Origin of the sequence: Bradyrhizobium sp. HKCCYLRH2047, assembly GCF_051168175.1 — a bacterium.
Lineage (GTDB): Bacteria > Pseudomonadota > Alphaproteobacteria > Rhizobiales > Xanthobacteraceae > Bradyrhizobium.
In genome coordinates this window covers 659405-676357 of sequence record NZ_JBNPUM010000001.1, presented here as the reverse complement: position 1 = coordinate 676357, position 16953 = coordinate 659405, and the positions used below count along the sequence as shown (strand labels likewise).

Below are 16953 nucleotides of genomic sequence, written 5' to 3'. Positions count from 1 at the left end.
AGATCCGGCCGCGTGCCGGGCTGGCCCCAGGAAGGGGGATTGTGCCACATGCGAAGCGCGTCGGGAGGCCCCCGCGTCCTGCTCAGACGGCTTCGCGAGACCATGGCGGAGCAGGTCTCGGCACAGGAGCGGCTCGACAAGATCGTGGTGCTGATCGCGGCCAACATGGTCGCTGAGGTCTGCTCGGTCTATGTGCTGCGCGTCGACAACACGCTCGAGCTCTACGCTACCGAAGGTCTGAACCGCGACGCCGTGCACATGACCGTGCTGAGCGCGCATGAGGGCCTTGTCGGCCTCGTCGCCAGCGAGGCCACGCCGCTCAACCTGAACGACGCGCAGAGCCACCCCGCCTTCTCGTATCGCCCGGAGACCGGCGAGGAGATCTACCACTCCTTCCTCGGCGTGCCGATCCTGCGCGCCGGCAACACGCTCGGCGTGCTGGTGGTGCAGAACCGCGCCAAGCGCACCTATGTCGAGGAAGAGGTCGAGGCGCTGCAGACCACCGCGATGGTGCTCGCCGAGATGATCGCCTCCGGCGAGCTCGCAGCGCTCGCCCAGCCCGGTGCCGAGCCGGCGGCGCGGCACTCGATCCACAAGACCGGCACGGTGCTGTCCGATGGCATCGCGCTCGGCCATGTCGTGCTGCACGAGCCGCGCGTCGTCATCAACAACTACATCGCCGAGGACCTGCCCAAGGAGATCAAGCGGCTCGACGCCGCGCTGCTCAAGCTGCGCGCCGACCTCGACCGCATGCTGGAGCGCGGTGACGTCGCCGACGGCGGCGAGCACCGCGAGGTGCTCGAAGCCTATCGCATGTTCGCCAACGATCAGGGCTGGTCGCACAAGCTGCACGAGGCGGTGGCGACCGGCCTCACGGCCGAAGCCGCCGTCGAGCGCGTGCAGTCCGACACCCGCGCCCGCATGCTGCGCTCGACCGATCCGTATCTGCGCGAGCGCCTGCACGATCTCGAGGATCTCGGCTACCGGCTGCTGCGCCAGCTGGTGGGCCAGGACCACGCGCCGCGGCGCGAGCATCTGCCCGACAATGCCATCCTGATTGCGCGCGCGATGGGTCCGGCGGCGCTGCTCGACTACGACCGCAAGCGGCTGCGCGGCCTCGTGCTCGAGGAAGGCACCGCCAACTCGCATGTCGCGATCGTGGCGCGTGCGCTCGGCATTCCCGCCGTCGGCGAGGTGCCGAACGCGCCGGGCATCGCCGATCCCGGCGACGCCATCATCGTCGATGGCACGTCGGGCTCGATCTACGTTCGGCCGTCCTCCGAGATCGAATCCGCCTATGCCGAACGGGTGCGCTTCCGCGCCCGCCGCCAGGCGCAATATGGCGAGCTGCGCAACAAGCCCTGCGTGACCAAGGACGGCCAGCCGGTCGAGCTGATGATCAATGCCGGCCTGGTCATCGACCTGCCGCATATCGAGGACACCGGCAGCGCCGGCATCGGCCTGTTCCGCACCGAGTTGCAGTTCATGGTGTCCGCCAGCCTGCCGCGCTCCAGCGACCAGCTGGCGCTGTATCGCACGGTGCTCGACGCCGCCGGCCACAAGCCGGTCACGTTCCGCACGCTCGACATCGGCGGCGACAAGGCGCTGCCCTACATGGAGACCGTGATCGAGGAGAATCCGGCGCTCGGCTGGCGCGCGATCCGCCTCGGCCTCGACCGTCCGGGCCTGCTGCGCGGCCAGATCCGGGCGCTGCTGCGCGCCGGCGGCGGCCGCTCGCTGCGCATCATGTTCCCGATGATCTCGGAAGTCGCCGAGTTCGACACGGCCAAGGCGATCGTCGAGCGCGAGCTGACCTATCTGCGCCAGCACGGCCATACGCTGCCGGAGCGCGTCGACGTCGGCACCATGCTCGAGGTCCCGGCGCTGCTGTATCAGCTCGACGAGCTGCTTTCGAAGGTCGATTTCATCTCGGTCGGCTCGAACGACCTGTTCCAGTTCCTGTTCGCGGTCGATCGCGGCAACGCCAAGGTCTCCGAGCGCTTCGACACGCTGTCGACGCCGATCCTGCGGGCGTTGCAGCAGATCGTGCACAAGGCCAAGGCGGCGAAACGGTCGGTGTCACTGTGCGGCGAGATGGCCTCCAAGCCGATCGGCGCATTGGCGCTGATCGCGCTCGGCTACCGCTCGCTGTCGTTGTCGGCCACCGCGCACGGCCCTGTGAAGGCGATGATCCTCGAACTGGACGCCGGCAAGGCGGCGACGAAGATGGCCGAGTGGCTGGCCGCGCCGGCCGGCAGCTTCTCGATGCGGCAGAAGCTGACCGAGTTCGCCGAGAGCGAAGGCCTCGCGCTGTAGCCGGCCTGTCGCGCCGGCCGCCTTCCGTCCGTATCGTTTGCTCCTAGATCAGATTGCAACATGTCGTCGCTTCCCGAAGCCAAACTCGATGTCCTACTCGCGCATCACGCCTCGCTCGAGGCGGAGCTGCTCGGCCAGGTCAATTCCGACCGCTACGTGCAGATCACCCGCGAGCTGGCCGAGCTCAATCCGCTGATCGACGCGGTGAAGGCTTATCGTGCAGGAGTCAAAGAACTCGCCGACACCGAGGCGCTGATCGCCGATCCCGCCACCGATGCCGAGATGCGGGCGATGGCCGAGGCCGAGCGCGACGAGCTGATCGCGCGCCGCGGCGAGCTCGAGCAGAAGATCCGTGTCGCGCTGCTGCCCAAGGACGCGATGGACGACCGCAACGTCGTGCTCGAAATCCGCGCCGGCACCGGCGGCGACGAGGCCTCGTTGTTCGCCGGCGATCTGTTCCGCATGTACGAACGGTTCGCCGCCCTGCAGGGCTGGAAGGTCGAGGTGATCTCGGCGTCCGAAGGCACCGTCGGCGGCTACAAGGAGATCATCGCCGAGGTGCAGGGCCGCGGCGCCTTCGCCAAGCTGAAGTTCGAATCCGGCGTGCACCGGGTGCAGCGCGTGCCGGATACCGAGACGCAGGGCCGCATCCACACCTCGGCGGCGACGGTCGCCGTGCTGCCCGAGGTCGAGGATGTCGACGTCGACATCAAGCAGGACGATTTGCGCATCGAGACCATGCGCGCGCAGGGCGCCGGCGGCCAGCACGTCAACAAGACCGAATCGGCGATCCGCATCACCCACCTTCCGACCGGCATCGTGGTGATGATGCAGGACAGCCGCTCGCAGCATAAGAACCGCGCCTCGGCGATGAACATCCTGCGCTCGCGCATCTACGACGCCGAGCGGCAGAAGGTCGACGCCGCGCGCTCCGCCGACCGCAAGGAGAAGGTCGGCTCCGGCGACCGCTCGGAGCGCATCCGCACCTACAATTTCCCGCAGGGGCGCGTCACCGACCACCGCATCAATCTGACGCTCTACAAGCTGCCGCAGGTGATCGCGGGCGAAGCGCTGGGCGAACTGATCGACGCGCTGACGACGGAGCATCAGGCGGCACAGCTTGCCGCGCAGGGCGCTGCGGCGTGAGCGGCGCCTGCGCGCTGCCAACCGAAGCGCGACCGTGTTGCGGCACATCAGCTGTCGTCCCGGCGAACGCCGGGACCCATCACCACAGGTATTCGTGGCTGGCAAAGGCTGCAACTCCGACCTTCCGCCTCGCAACGGCACGGCGTATGGATCCCCGCGTTCGCGGGGATGACCCGTGGAGAGAGCGCGGGCGATGACCGAGATCATCGCCGGCGCAAACATCGACTCGGCGCGGCGCGCGGTTGCGGCCCGCTTTGCAGCCGCCGGTCTCGATTCGCCGGAGCTCGATGCGCGGCTGCTTCTGGGCCATGCGCTTCAGCTCGACCTCACCGGTCTCGTAATGCATGGCCAACGGCAGCTATCCCACGCGGATGCGCAGCGTCTGGAAGCGCTGGTGCAACGCCGGCTGGTCGGCGAGCCGGTGGCGCGCCTCCTCGGAGCCAAGGAGTTCTGGGGCCTGCCGCTGCAGCTCTCGGCGGATACGCTGGTGCCGCGGCCGGACACCGAGACCGTGGTCGAACTGGCACTCGAGCATCTCGCCGCCGGCGGCGCCCTGACGCGCCCCTTGCGCATCGCCGATCTCGGCACCGGCTCCGGCGCGATCCTGCTGGCATTGCTGTCCGAGCTGCCACGGGCCCATGGCGTCGGCACCGACATCAGCGTGGGCGCGCTGGCCACCGCGCGGGACAATGCGCGCGCGCTCGGATTGGCCGACCGCGCCGGCTTCGTCGCCTGCTCCTATGCAGCAGCGCTGTCCGCTGGCTTCGACCTGATCGTGTCGAACCCGCCCTACATTCCGTCGTCCGAGATCAGCGAGCTCGACGTCGAGGTGCGCAGTCATGATCCGCTGCGCGCACTGGACGGAGGCAAGGACGGGCTCGACGCCTACCGCGCGCTGATCCCGCAGGCAGCGGCCCTGCTTCGGCCAGGCGGCGCTGTCATCGTGGAGGTCGGGCTTGGCCAGAGTGACGGCGTCGCTGCATTGATGGTGAGGGCTGGCCTGGCGGCCGATTCCTCCACGATCCGGGCCGATCTGGCCGGTATTCCCCGAACCGTCATGGGCCTAAAAAAGCTCCGGTAAAGGTCCGGGGATACGGAAAAAGCTCTTGGAATATCCCCCGGGAGCGACTACGTTCCATTCACAGCACCGGTGCAGGCCACGACGAGCGGTATTCACGGAACACCGCCGCGGTCAGATGCCAGAGAGCCACGCCGGGCGATAGGTTCCAGAACGCAGATCTGCTGAGCGCGAGAGCCGGATGGCTGCGCAGCCCGCGACTGCAAAGCGAACGAAAGCCTGACTTTGCACTTGAGGTCTTACGCTAAGCAAACTGGGTGGTCGTGGCGCATGTCGCCTTGGCTGGCTGAATGACGTGGTTCGCCGGTCCCAGGGGCTGGCGGGTGGGGAACGCGTTTTGAACGCGCTTTTGTCGAGAGAATCGGCTGTCGATCACATCGGCATGGATCAAACCGGCATGTCGGAACCGAACCGGCATGTCGGAACCGACATGGGTCGGATGGGACCATTTGGACCGCGCGCGAGGCGCCCGAGCCCAGCGAAGGTATTTCAATACGCTCTCGGTATTCCGATAACAATCAGTGCATAACAATCAGTGCTCAGACAATCGGTGCTCCTAACGCAGGGTTGGAATAAAGGCAGGACATGAGAAACGGTCAGAACAACAAGCGGATGCGCAACCGGAACAGCGGTAACAACAATAATAACCGGCGCGGCCAGAATCCGCTGACCAGGGTGTTCGAGTCCAACGGGCCGGACATCAAGATCCGCGGCACAGCCTCTCATGTCGCCGAGAAATATGTCCAGCTTGCCCGCGACGCCCGCTCCTCGGGTGACCCCGTTGCCGCCGAAAATTACTACCAGCATGCCGAGCACTATTTCCGCCTGATTGCCGCCGCGCAGGAGCAATTCCGCCAGAACCAGCCGCAGCAGCCGCGCAACACCGAGGACCTGACCGTCGACGACCTCGATGATGACGGCGAGAGCTTCTCGCATTTCGGCCAGGAGCCCGGCTTCGTTCCGGCCCAGCCGCAGCCTCAACCCCAGCCCTTCATGCGCGACCGCGAAGGCGGCCAGCGCGAGCGCGGCGACAACCAGCCCTATCAGCGCGAGCAGCAGCCGCGTGAGCATCGCGAAGCGCGTGAGCATCGCGAGCCGCGCGAACACCGCGAGCCGCGGGAGCACCGTGAACCGCGGGAGCATCGCGAGCGGGAGCCGCGCGAGCACCGCGAGCGTCCGCAGCCCGTCCAGTACCAGCCGCAGCCGCAACCCCAGCCCGTCATCGCCGACAGCGGTGTCGATCGGCTGCCGTCCTTCATCACCGGTCCGCAGCCGCAGATCGCCAATCCCCCGGCCGCCTTCGAGGGCGCTGCCGAGCGCTATCCGCGCCGCCGCCGGCGTCCGCATGGTCCGCGCACTGAAGCGGCCGCTGCTGCACCGGCGCCGAGCGAGGATCTCAATCCGGGCGAATAGCGATTACGCTCCATCATGACGAAACGGGTGGGCTCAGAGCCCACCCGTTTTTTTGTGCGGGAGGCGCGCAGGAGAACGGCCCGGGATCATCCCTCGCGCGACGGCGGACCGGCCTCGCGGCGACCGGAGCCACTGGATCCGGGGGCCGACGGCGACGGCGCCAGCACCGGTTCGAGCCGCGGGATCAGCCGGATGCGCTCGCGGCGCGCCGGGATCACCCGGTAGACCTGCTTGGTCGCCTCGACGATGTGGACACCGGCGAACGGCAGCGACAGCGCCGCGCCGACGCGCTCCCAGGCCATCGCCGATTTCAGGAACCAGCCGCCAACCGGGGGCATGAACAGCGCCTCGCCCCAGCCGGTCGGCGTGAACCAGGTCTGCCGCAGCAGCTGCGTGATCTGCGAGCGCGAATAAGGCCGGCCATGGCCGAACGGCGTGTTGTCGGTCCGCGTCCAGACGCCGCGCCGGTTCGGGATCACGATGATCATGCGTCCCGCCGGCGCCAGCACCCGCCACATCTCGCGCAGCAGCCCGGCCGGGTCGTCCGACATCTCCAGCGCATGCACGATCAGGATGCGGTCGACCGCCGCATCAGGCAGCGGCAGCGAGAATTCGTCCACCAGCGAGGCCAGCGTCGGCCGTGCCGTCGGCCATTTCAGCACCCCCTGGGCCGCCGGCATGAAGGCGATGCAGCGTTCGGAATCCTCGCGGAACAAGCCGAGATAGGGCGTGGGATAGCCGATGCCCAGCACCCGCTGCCCGGCCGCGCTCGGCCAGCGCGCGCGGATACCGCGGTTGATCAGGAGCCGCGCGACGATCCCGAGGCGACCCGAATAGAAATTTCGCAGATCGATCACGTCCATGACGTCAATGTATCATGCGGGCGCGCGCCGCCGCGTGTCCAATATTGCGTTGCGCCTCCAGCGTTAACGCCATATCTCTGCCCGGCACATCGGAGGCCGCCCGCAGCGCTGCGCCCGGGCTCCGCCTCCACGACCTCTTGGCATCGCGAGCGCGACCATCGTGCCTCGCCCGGTCCCGCCGACGGAGACATCATGGCCGCCGACATCCGCGCCTTCACCTGCCTGTCCGACAATTTCGGCTATCTGATCCATGACCCTGCGACCGGTGCGACTGCCTCGATCGACGCCCCCGAGGCCGGACCGATCGTCCGGCAGTTGGACGCCGAAGGCTGGACGCTCACCGACATCCTGATCACGCATCATCATCACGACCACGTCGGCGGCGTCGCCGAGCTCAAGCAGAAATATGGCTGCCGGGTCGTCGCGCCGCACGACAAGACGACGGCGATCGCCAACGTCGATCTGCGAGTCGCCCATGGCGATGTCGTGAAGATCGGCGAATTGCTCGCGCGCGTGCTGGAAACGCCAGGCCATACGCTCGACCACGTCTCCTACGTGTTCGATGCCGACAAGGCGTTGTTTGCGGCCGACACGCTGTTCTCGGTCGGCTGCGGCCGCGTGTTCGAGGGCACCTATTCGATGATGTGGGACTCGCTGCTCAAGCTGCGCGCCCTGCCGGACGATTTCAGGCTGTATTGCGGCCACGAATACACCGCATCGAACGTCAAATTCGCCCTCACCGTCGACGGCGACAACGAGGCACTGAAAGCCCGCGCCGACGAGGTGGGACGGCTCCGTGCCGCCAACCGGCCGACCATCCCGTCGCTGCTCGGCGACGAAAAGAACACCAACGTGTTCCTGCGCGCCGACGATCCGGCCGTCGCGCTGCGGCTGCGCATGAAGGGCGCGAGCGCCGAGCAGGTGTTCGGCGAGTTGCGCGAGCGCAAGAACAAGTCGTAGGGCTGAGGACGATGGCTACGCTCTCGGCTGCCGACATCATCGCGCGTCTCGGTCTGCAGCCGCATCCGGAGGGCGGACATTTTCGCGAGACGTTTCGCGATCCGGCCGTCGACGCCTCCGGCCGCGCCGCATCGACGCTGATCTATTTCCTGCTTGCGCGCGGCGAGCGTTCGCATTGGCACCGGGTCGATGCAGTCGAGACCTGGCACTTCTATGCCGGGGCACCGCTGACCTTGCGGATCGCCGCCGAAGGCCAGGCGCTGCAAACGACGACGCTGGGCATCGACCTCGCAGCCGGCCAGCAACCGCAGGCGGTGGTGCCCGCCCATGCCTGGCAGGCCGCCGAGAGCAGCGGCGATTGGACGCTCGTCGGCTGCACGGTGGCGCCGGGCTTCATGTTCGAAGGATTCGAACTCGCGCCGCCCGGCTGGGAGCCGGAGGTCTGAGTCAGGCGCTCGCGCCGACGACCTTCGCGGCCGGCTCGGCGAAGCGCTCGCGCTCCTGGGCGAGGAAGCCGGAAACCGCATCGGCCGGCATCGGCTTGGCGAAGTAGTAGCCCTGGATGTAGTCCGCGCCCAGACGCCGCAGGCTGTCGAGCTGCTCCTTGGTCTCGACACCTTCGACTACGCACGAAATTTCCATGTCGGCGCAGAGGCCGGTCAGCGACTTGATGATCTTGTGGCTGATCGGATTGGCATTGACGTCGCTCACGAAACTGCGGTCGACCTTGAGCTTGTCGAGCGGCAGCCGGTGAACGTGGCTGAGCGACGAGTAGCCGGTGCCGAAATCGTCCAGCGAGATGCCGCAACCGATCGCCTTCAATGCCGCGATCGACTGCTCGGCACGAGCGAAATCGAAGGTGACGGCGGTTTCGGTGATCTCGAACTCGATGCGGCGCGGCGGCACACCGCTGGCATGGATGACGGCCAGCAGCGGAAGAACGCCGTCCGGAGAACAGATGTCGTGTGCGGAGAGATTGAACGACACGCGAATGTCGTCCGGCCAGGTCCGCGCCGCGGCGAGCGCCTTGACCAGGAGACAACGCGTCAGGCTGCGGATGACGCCGATCCGCTCGGCGGCCGGGATGAAGCTCGCGGGCGACACCGTGCCCAGCTTGGGACTGTGCCAGCGCGCCAGGACCTCGAAGCCGGTGGTGCGTGCGTTCGTGGCGTCCATGATCGGCTGAAACGCCAGATCCATCTCGGCGTCGAAATCGGCCGTGCGCAACAGATGCTCGATCACGCTGCGGCTGCGGATCTCCGCCTCGAGCTCGGTCGAGAAGATGATGGCCTGGCCGCGGGCGCGACGCTTGGCGTGGTAGAGCGCATAATCGGCGCATTCGTACAGCGCATCCGCAACCATGGCCGAGCGCGGATACAGCGCAAAGCCGGTCGAGCACGACAGGCCCGTATGAGTCGTGTCGAACTGATAAGGCAGCTTGATGAGGTCGGTGATCTGCCGTCCGAGGTTGAGCAGATCGTCGTCCGTTGGATTGCCGGCGACCACTAGTCCGAACTCGTCGCCGCCGAGCCGGGCGAGATGGACCTGGCCGCCATGGCCGGCACAGGCGTCGCGGATGCGGCGCGCGGCCTCCATCAGCACGCGGTCGCCGACCGTATGCCCATAGGTGTCGTTGATCGGCTTGAAGCCGTCGAGATCGATGATGCCGACGGCAAGCCGCGTGCCGTCCCGCTCGGCCTCGGCGAAGGCTTGCGTGAGCTCCGAGAAGAAGCGACGGCGATTGGGCAGATCGGTCAGCGAATCCAGATTGGCGAGCCGGAAGTTTTCATCCGACAGCGCTTGCGTCGCGGCCTGCTCCGCGAGCAGCGATTTGCGGCTGGCAACCAGCGCAGCGAAATCGCGGTAGTAGATGAACAGCACCGTGACCATGGCGCCGGACACGAGCAGCTGATTGACAGCGATCGCCCGCAGCGCGTGAACGCCCGTGGACATGAAGAAGACGACATAGGGGACGATGACCACGAGGGTCACGATCAGCGCCGCGGAGCGCAGATGCATGAGGCAGAAGATGATGCCGATGACCGTGACCGCCATGTAGAACGCGACCTGCCCCTTGGCGAACGGATCGCCATAGGGAAACAACGCGAACGACCAGACGACGAACAGCGCTCCGATCGGACCGGCAATCCGGTTGGTGACACGGAGGTTGCGCAGCACCTCGGCGTCGCTGCTGGCGGACTCGCCCTGCCGCAGCCACCACAGCATGCGAACGCCGGTAATCGTCGACAGCAGCGCCGGCACTGAAATCGTCAGCCACGCCGGCGCCACCGGCAGGAACGTGTAGGCGAGCGCCAGACTATTGGTGATGAGAATGAAATAGAGCAGCGGCACCTGCTTGGAGAACGCCTGGAACTGCGCACGCGTCAGCTCGGGATTGTCGGCGGGAACGCGAAACAACTCCGCCGCGCGGGCCATGTAACGTCTCACGTCCGGCATTGCCGCCCCGTTGTCAGCACCATTTCGCAGGGACTATCGCTCAGGACGGGTAAAGGGCGGGTTAGGTGCAGAACGCGTCAAACTGTAATCGACGGTTGTGAGCTACCGGCCGGCGCGCTGGTTTTGCGCACGGTTAAGTGCGCATCAAGGATAACCGTCGGATTGGGCCGCCGAAGTTCGCATGCGAGGCCTGACTCCGCTCACCTCGCCCTTCACCCGAGCGCTCAGCGCTTGCGCAGAAGGAACATGTCCTTGGCCGCGACCAGACCGCCACCGGCGATCAGCAGCGCCGCCACGGCGATCGTCGCGCTCGGCCGCGCGTAGCCGGCAACGATGAGGAACGCCGTCGACAACAGCGGCGTCGCATAGGACGCCGCACCCAGCACCCGAATGTCGCCGCGCTTCATGCCGATGTCCCAGGCATAGAACGCAGCACCGACCGGACCGATGCCGAGACCGGCAACAGCGAGCCACTGCATCGGACCGTCAGGCCAGACCGTTCGCTCGACCGCAACATGGACCAGAGCCGCGAGAGCGGACGTCGCCAGGCAGAAGCCGGCGACGGCATCGGTCGGCACCGCCTTCAGACGGCGCGAGAGCACCGAATAGATCGCCCACACGAACGCCGCGACGAAGGCGGCCGCAAGCCCCGGCAACTGGCTCGCAGCGAAGCTCGCACCATTGCCGAGCAACAGCAGCGCGGTGCCGACGAGACCGATCCCGGCACCGATCACGTGATGAACCGCGAGCCGCTCGCCCGGCAGAAAGGCCGAGAACAGCACGATCAGCAGCGGCCAGAGATAGTTCAGCAGCCCGGCCTCGGCCGGTGGCGCGAAGCGCAGCGCCAGAAAATAAAGCGCGTGGTAGCCAAACAGCCCGCCCACGCCCACGACCCACGCCGCCACCGGCTGCCGCAGCACCTCCAGCCCGGCCGCTCGGCGGATCAAACTGGCCAGGCCGACCGCACCGCCGATCGCGAAGGTCATTGCCGCCAGTTGGAAGGCGGGAATCGTGCCGGTCGCGACCGTCAACAAGGCGAGCAGCGACCACATCAGGATCGCGGTCAGACCGATCAGGGTCGCAGTGCGCTGGGACATCAGGCGGCAGGCTCCGTCAAGGCCGGCTCATGCCGGCCACCCACGCCTGCGTCCGTGCGGGGAGCGTCCAAGACGTGAATGCCCGCGGCGAGCGCGGGCATCACGTTTTCCTTAGCCGCAGACGGCGGCCGGAGGCAACGCCGCCGGCGCAGATCACACCATGTACTGGCCGCCATTGACCGACAGCGTCGAGCCGGTGATGGCCCCTGCCTCGTCGGCCGCGAGGAACACCACGGCGCGCGCGATCTCCTCGGGCTCGCCGAGGCGCCCCACCGGAATCAGCGGCAGGATGGCTTTCTCGAGCACGTCCTTCGGCACCGCCTGCACCATCTCGGTGTTGATGTAGCCCGGGCAGATCACGTTGACGGTGATGCCGGCCTTGGCCGTCTCCAGCGCGAGCGCCTTGGTGAAGCCGATGTCGCCGGCCTTCGCCGCGGAGTAGTTGACCTGGCCGAACTGGCCCTTCTGGCCGTTGATCGAGGAGATGTTGATGATGCGGCCGAACTTGCGCGCGCGCATGCCCTCGATCACCGGGCGGGTCATGTTGAACAGCGAGCCGAGATTGGTGTTGATCACCGCGCTCCATTGCTCGAGCGTCATCTTGTGGAAGGCGGTGTCACGGGTGATGCCGGCATTGTTGATCAGGACATCGACGGGACCGAGATCGGCTTCGACCTTCTTGATGCCCTCACCGCAAGCCTCGAACGAGCTGACGTCCCATTTGTAGACGGGGATCTCGGTCTCGCTCTTGAACTTCTCCGCAGCGGCATCGTTGCCGCCGTAATTCGCCGCGACCTTATATCCCGCCGCCTTCAGCGCCTTGCTGATCGCCGCTCCGATACCGCGCGTTCCCCCCGTCACCAACGCCACACGTGCCATGTCGAATCCTTCCCTCGATGACTGATCGCACAGGACAACCTCTGGCTGCCACCGTGCCTACCGTTGTTATTGGATCATGAACCTCCGCGCGACCATCACCTTGCCGCACGACCATCCATGCTCGCTCAACTCCATTTTTTTAGTGGTCGATTATGCGACGTGTTTGACGGACATCAAGAACAAAACGCCCGGCGAGATCGCCGGGCGTTGATCTTTAGTTGAGCTGGACGCGATTGCGAAGGCTGAACGGTTCGCAGTCACTGCCGGCTTTTTAGTCGCGTGCGACGCACAGCGCGATACCCATGCCGCCGCCGATGCACAGCGTCGCGAGGCCCTTCTTAGCGTCGCGCTTCTGCATCTCATGCAGCAGGGTCACGAGCACGCGCGCGCCGGATGCGCCGATCGGATGGCCGATCGCGATCGCGCCGCCGTTGACGTTGACCTTGGCCGGATCCCAGCCGAGGTCCTTGTTCACGGCACAGGCCTGCGCGGCGAACGCCTCGTTGGCTTCGATCAGGTCGAGGTCGGCGATGTTCCAACCGGCCTTCTTCAGCGCCGTGCGCGACGCCGGGATCGGGCCGGTGCCCATGACCTTCGGATCGACGCCGGCCTGGCCCCAGGACACGATCCGCGCGAGCGGGGTCTTGCCTTCCTTGGCCGCCTGCTTGGCGGTCATCAGCACCACGGCCGCGGCGCCGTCATTGATGCCCGACGCGTTGCCGGCTGTGACCGTGCCGTCCTTCTCGAAGGCCGCGCGCAACTTGGCCATGGCCTCGATCGTCGCGCCATGACGCGGATATTCGTCGGTGTCGACCACAGTGTCGCCCTTGCGGCTCTTCACCGTCACGGGCGCGATCTCGTCCTTGAACCTGCCGGCCTTCTGAGCCGCCTCGGCCTTGTTCTGCGATGCAACGGCGAACTCGTCCTGCTGCGCACGCGTGATCTGATATTGCTTCGCAACGTTCTCCGCGGTGTTGCCCATGTGATAGCCATTGAAGGCGTCCCACAGGCCGTCCTTGATCATCGTGTCGACCAGATCGAGCGAGCCCATCTTCACGCCGGCGCGCAGATATTGCGCATGCGCCGCCATGCTCATCGACTCCTGGCCGCCGGCGACCACGATGTCGGAGTCGCCATTGACGAGCGCCTGATAGCCGAGCGCAACGGAGCGCAGGCCGGAGCCGCACAGCTGGTTGATGCCCCAGGCCGGGCTCTCGACTGGAATGCCGGCGGCGATCGAGGCCTGGCGCGCCGGGTTCTGGCCCTGCGCCGCAGTCAGGATCTGGCCCATGATGACCTCCGAGACGCGGCCGGGCTCGACACCGGCGCGCTCCAGCGCGGCCTTGATGGCCACCGCACCCAGCTCATGGGCCGGGACACTGGCGAAGGCACCGTTGAAACTTCCAACCGCGGTGCGGGCGGCGCTGACGATGACGACATCGTCTGACATGAGCATCTCCTGGGGTTCTTGATCTTGGACGTGGAAACGAGGGCTTGAGAGATCGGGCGTATTTGAAATCAAACCGAATTTCTTCGTTCACGGTCGCGCCGGCCGTCCGCAAGCCTCGGATTGGCAGATGCGCAACCTTCGCACTTCATCCTGTTAACGTCGTTGCGACATGTCAATTGGCGGCATCAGCGATTCCTGTTGCGGCGCATTCAAATTGGCACGCTTGGCGGTTTCGTGAGCAGGAATTCTGCTGCGGGATTAACCGTTCCGCACAAAACCGTAGCCGAACTCGCCCGAAAGTGATTACGTTATTGCATTGCGTAGCTCTTCGCCCTGCGGCGACGCCGCCGGGTTCCCTGTTCTCGGTTTGCATGTGTGAGCTCATGGCGAAATCTGACCAACCCACCACGATCAAGAAATACGCGAACCGGCGGCTCTACAATACCGGGACGAGTACCTACGTGACCCTCGAAGATCTGGCCTCGATGGTTAAGAACGGGGAGGATTTCCTGGTCTACGACGCCAAGACCGGCGACGACATCACCCGGTCCGTGCTCGCCCAGATCATCTTCGAGCAGGAGAACAAGGCGGGACAGAACCTGCTGCCCACCACATTCCTGCGCCAGTTGATCCGCTTCTACGGCGACAGCATGCAGATGGTGGTACCCAAATACCTGGAGCAGTCGATCGACACACTGACCAAGGAGCAGGAGAAGTTCCGCAAGCAGATCGCCGACACCTTCAGCGGGACGCCTTTCGCGCCGCTCGAGGAGCAGGTGCGCCGCAACATGGAGCTGTTCCAGCAGACCTTCTCGATGTTCAAGCCGTTCGCGCCTGGTGCGGTCCGCGCCGAGGAGAAGGCCGCCGAGCCCGCTGCTGCCGCCGCCGACGACAACATCGACGAGCTGCGCCGCCAGATGAAGGAAATGCAGGACCGGCTCGACCGCATGTCGGAGCCGAAGAAGGACGAGCAGCAAGGCTGACGCTTGCCGCTTGATCCGCGATTGGAGGCCGGCGGCTGATCAGCTCGCCGCCGGCAATTCTGCCCTGCCGTGCTCGATCCACGGCCGATCGACCGAGGCGAGGCCGATCACCCGGCCCTGGATGTAATCGCAGCCCCAGTCGCGCAGCAGCGCGACCGACGCCTCGTCCTGCACCCATTCCGCGACCGTCTTGATCTGCAGCCGTCGCGCCAGCTCGACCAGCGTCTGGACGAAGGCGCGGTCGTCAGCCGAGCGCACGAGATTCTGCACGAAGGCGCCGTCGATCTTGACGATGTCGACGCCGAGCTTGCGCAGATTGCGGAACGAGGTGTGCCCGGCGCCGAAATCATCGATGGCGATTCGGCTGCCGAGATCCTTCAGCCGCGTCACGAAGCCGCGGAGATCGTCGACGTCCTGGATCTCGACCGTCTCGGTGATCTCGACGATCAGCCGTTCGGCGACCCCAGGATGGGCGCGCATCATGGATTCGATCGAGGCCCACCAGTCCGGATCCATGGTGGTCTCAGGCGAGATGTTGAGGCTCAGGGTGACGTCGGGCGTGCTCGCGAGCTCAGCCACCACCAGCTCCAGAATGCGGTGATCGACCAGACGGATCAATCCGAGCCGTTCGGCGACCGGGACGACGTCCGGCGCCAGCAAGGCCCGGCCGTCATCCTGGCGCATCCGCACCAGGCATTCATAGAAGGCGGGCGCAAGCGTGTTGGCATTCACCACCGGCTCGAACGCCGTGACGATGCGCCGCTCATTGAGCGCCGTCACGATCTCGTCGGTGACGCGGATGTTGACCTTGCGCTGCGCGTCGCGCTCCACGTTCGGCCGCCAGGTCGAGAACGATCCGATGCGGCGGCGCTTGGCGGCGTCGAGCGTCTCATGGGCGCGGTTGACCGCTTCCTCGACCGAGCGGGCGTGACGGGGAACGCTCACTGCGCCGATCGTCGCGGTGACGGCGACCGGCCCTGACTTGGTCGGCACCACCTCGTCGCGCACGGTCGCGAGAAAACGCTCGGCGGCGGTGGTCATGTCGTCCATCGTGCAGTTCTTCAGGATCAACCCGAACTTGTTGCCCGAGAACCGCCCGAGCGTGTCGCCACCACGGAGCCGGCCCCGGATGCGCTGGGCGATCTCCAGCACGACGCCGTCGGCGACGTCGAAGCCGAAGGCGTCGTTGATGCGCGCGAGATGATCGATGCCGACCAGCATGAAGGCGCAGGAGAAGCGGAACCGCTGCGCCTCCTCGATCACCTCGGCAAGCGTCGCCAGCAGATGCGTCCGGTTCAGCTCGCCGGTCAGCGGATCGTGCCGTGACAGCTTGAGCAGTTGCTCCTCGCGGGCGTGGCGCTCGTTGTTGATCCGGACGATGCCCTGGGCACGGGCCGGCCGCCCGTCGGAGCCTGCGAACCAGCAGCCGGTTTCCTCGACCCAGATCAGCGGCGCCCCGGCGTGGGTGCGCACGCCATATTCGATCCGGTACGGCGTGCCGCTGGCGCCGTATAGCGGTGCCGTCTGGAGCATGATCTCAGTGCGGATGCCGCGGTCCGGCTCGATCAGCTTGCTGAACTCGGCCCCATTGCAGAGCTGCGGCAGCGGAACGTCGGCAAACACCGCGCCGACATGGTCGCTCCAGACGATCACGTCGCTTGCAAGGTCCCAGACGAAGGCGGCTTGGCCCAGGGACGCCAGGATCATCGCGGTCTGTGGCAATTCGGATGTCAAGGTCGCCTCGTTTCGGCACAGGCCGGCAGGACCGGCGCTGATTTGGGAACGGCCGACGCGTATCCGCGCGAGCGGCGGCGGCCGAGTTCGCGAATCAGACTACGCATCTCTGGTTAACGGAGAGCATGCCGAGGCGACGAGCGCGTGTCCGAGACGCGTCAACCATGTTTGGAACATGCAGCGCCCAGCGACGCTTGGGACGGCATTGCTTTTGCGAGATCGAGGAGCGAAAGGTACCGGCGTCCCAGAACGTGACAATCGCGCCGGCGGTGGTTGGACAATGTTAACGATTGATCAGGACGGCGGTCGCCTGGATGGGTTGGAGGAGACCCCCCGCTCGGTGACGCTGCTGCCGAGCGATGCGAGCCATGACCGTCGCGCGCGGATCATTCGCGCAGCCCGCCCCGATGCCGGCTTCGTGACCCATCTGATCGCGACCGCCGAGCAGCTGCCGCAGACCCGCACGCTCAGGCGCGCGGCCGCCGCCGACGTCCACAGTGCCTATGCGGCGAGGCTTCAGCCGGTCACGCGTGCCGGCGGCCGGACCCGAGAAATGATCTAAGCGCGCTCCTGCGCC

At 66.4% G+C, this 16953-nt stretch carries 14 protein-coding genes; 8 read left to right on the top strand and 6 right to left on the bottom strand.

The features are described from left to right. The first annotated feature begins 48 nt into the window (after positions 1-48). The 4 genes from ptsP to ACQR1D_RS03045 all read left to right on the top strand — a co-directional run bounded on the left by ptsP (position 49) and on the right by ACQR1D_RS03045 (position 5953). The gene (ptsP, locus tag ACQR1D_RS03060) at positions 49-2316 is read left to right on the top strand and encodes a phosphoenolpyruvate--protein phosphotransferase (RefSeq protein ID WP_315715187.1); all 2268 of its coding nucleotides are present in this window, start codon (positions 49-51) and stop codon (positions 2314-2316) included. Between the two features lie 60 nt (positions 2317-2376). Beyond that, positions 2377-3462 (top strand): peptide chain release factor 1, encoded by a 1086-nt coding sequence (gene prfA, locus ACQR1D_RS03055; RefSeq protein WP_316179225.1) that lies wholly within the window; start codon positions 2377-2379, stop codon positions 3460-3462. A gap of 193 nt (positions 3463-3655) precedes the next feature. Continuing rightward, entirely contained in the window at positions 3656-4543 is an 888-nt protein-coding gene (gene prmC, locus ACQR1D_RS03050) for a peptide chain release factor N(5)-glutamine methyltransferase (protein ID WP_434881362.1), read from the top strand. A 582-nt stretch (positions 4544-5125) separates the two neighbouring features. Beyond that, a complete protein-coding gene (locus ACQR1D_RS03045) occupies positions 5126-5953 on the top strand; it encodes a DUF4167 domain-containing protein (RefSeq protein WP_315801739.1) in 828 nt (275 codons plus the stop codon). Between the two features lie 86 nt (positions 5954-6039). On the opposite strand, the gene ACQR1D_RS03040 is transcribed toward ACQR1D_RS03045, so the two are convergent. After that, entirely contained in the window at positions 6040-6816 is a 777-nt protein-coding gene (locus tag ACQR1D_RS03040; protein ID WP_315801740.1) for a class I SAM-dependent methyltransferase, read from the bottom strand. A 192-nt stretch (positions 6817-7008) separates the two neighbouring features. Here ACQR1D_RS03040 and gloB point away from each other — a divergent pair, with 192 nt between their 5' ends. Further along, positions 7009-7776, top strand: coding sequence for a hydroxyacylglutathione hydrolase (gene gloB, locus ACQR1D_RS03035; protein ID WP_315801741.1), 768 nt, complete (start codon positions 7009-7011; stop codon positions 7774-7776). Positions 7777-7787: 11 nt separating this feature from the next. Further along, positions 7788-8222: a cupin domain-containing protein gene (locus ACQR1D_RS03030; protein ID WP_316215284.1), complete on the top strand. Its 435-nt coding sequence runs from the start codon at positions 7788-7790 to the stop codon at positions 8220-8222. Position 8223: 1 nt separating this feature from the next. Here the strand turns inward: ACQR1D_RS03030 and ACQR1D_RS03025 are convergent, their stop codons facing one another. From ACQR1D_RS03025 to ACQR1D_RS03010, 4 genes are all read right to left on the bottom strand, one after another. After that, positions 8224-10233: a putative bifunctional diguanylate cyclase/phosphodiesterase gene (locus ACQR1D_RS03025; protein WP_315801743.1), complete on the bottom strand. Its 2010-nt coding sequence runs from the start codon at positions 10231-10233 to the stop codon at positions 8224-8226. 224 nt (positions 10234-10457) lie between these two features. After that, complete coding sequence (yddG, locus tag ACQR1D_RS03020) at positions 10458-11330, bottom strand: aromatic amino acid exporter YddG (RefSeq protein WP_316179217.1); 873 nt, start codon at positions 11328-11330, stop codon at positions 10458-10460. Between the two features lie 153 nt (positions 11331-11483). Then, positions 11484-12209: a beta-ketoacyl-ACP reductase gene (locus tag ACQR1D_RS03015; protein WP_316179215.1), complete on the bottom strand. Its 726-nt coding sequence runs from the start codon at positions 12207-12209 to the stop codon at positions 11484-11486. Positions 12210-12480: 271 nt separating this feature from the next. Further along, entirely contained in the window at positions 12481-13659 is a 1179-nt protein-coding gene (locus ACQR1D_RS03010; protein WP_315801746.1) for an acetyl-CoA C-acetyltransferase, read from the bottom strand. Positions 13660-14042: 383 nt separating this feature from the next. Here ACQR1D_RS03010 and phaR point away from each other — a divergent pair, with 383 nt between their 5' ends. Continuing rightward, positions 14043-14642 (top strand): polyhydroxyalkanoate synthesis repressor PhaR, encoded by a 600-nt coding sequence (phaR, locus tag ACQR1D_RS03005; RefSeq protein WP_257167926.1) that lies wholly within the window; start codon positions 14043-14045, stop codon positions 14640-14642. Between the two features lie 39 nt (positions 14643-14681). Here the strand turns inward: phaR and ACQR1D_RS03000 are convergent, their stop codons facing one another. Continuing rightward, positions 14682-16349, bottom strand: a complete 1668-nt coding sequence (locus ACQR1D_RS03000; RefSeq protein ID WP_316179424.1) for a bifunctional diguanylate cyclase/phosphodiesterase — start codon at positions 16347-16349, stop codon at positions 14682-14684. A 367-nt stretch (positions 16350-16716) separates the two neighbouring features. Between ACQR1D_RS03000 and ACQR1D_RS02995 the strand changes: the two genes are divergently transcribed. Further along, the gene (locus tag ACQR1D_RS02995; RefSeq protein ID WP_315801747.1) at positions 16717-16938 is read left to right on the top strand and encodes a hypothetical protein; all 222 of its coding nucleotides are present in this window, start codon (positions 16717-16719) and stop codon (positions 16936-16938) included. Positions 16939-16953: the final 15 nt, after the last annotated feature.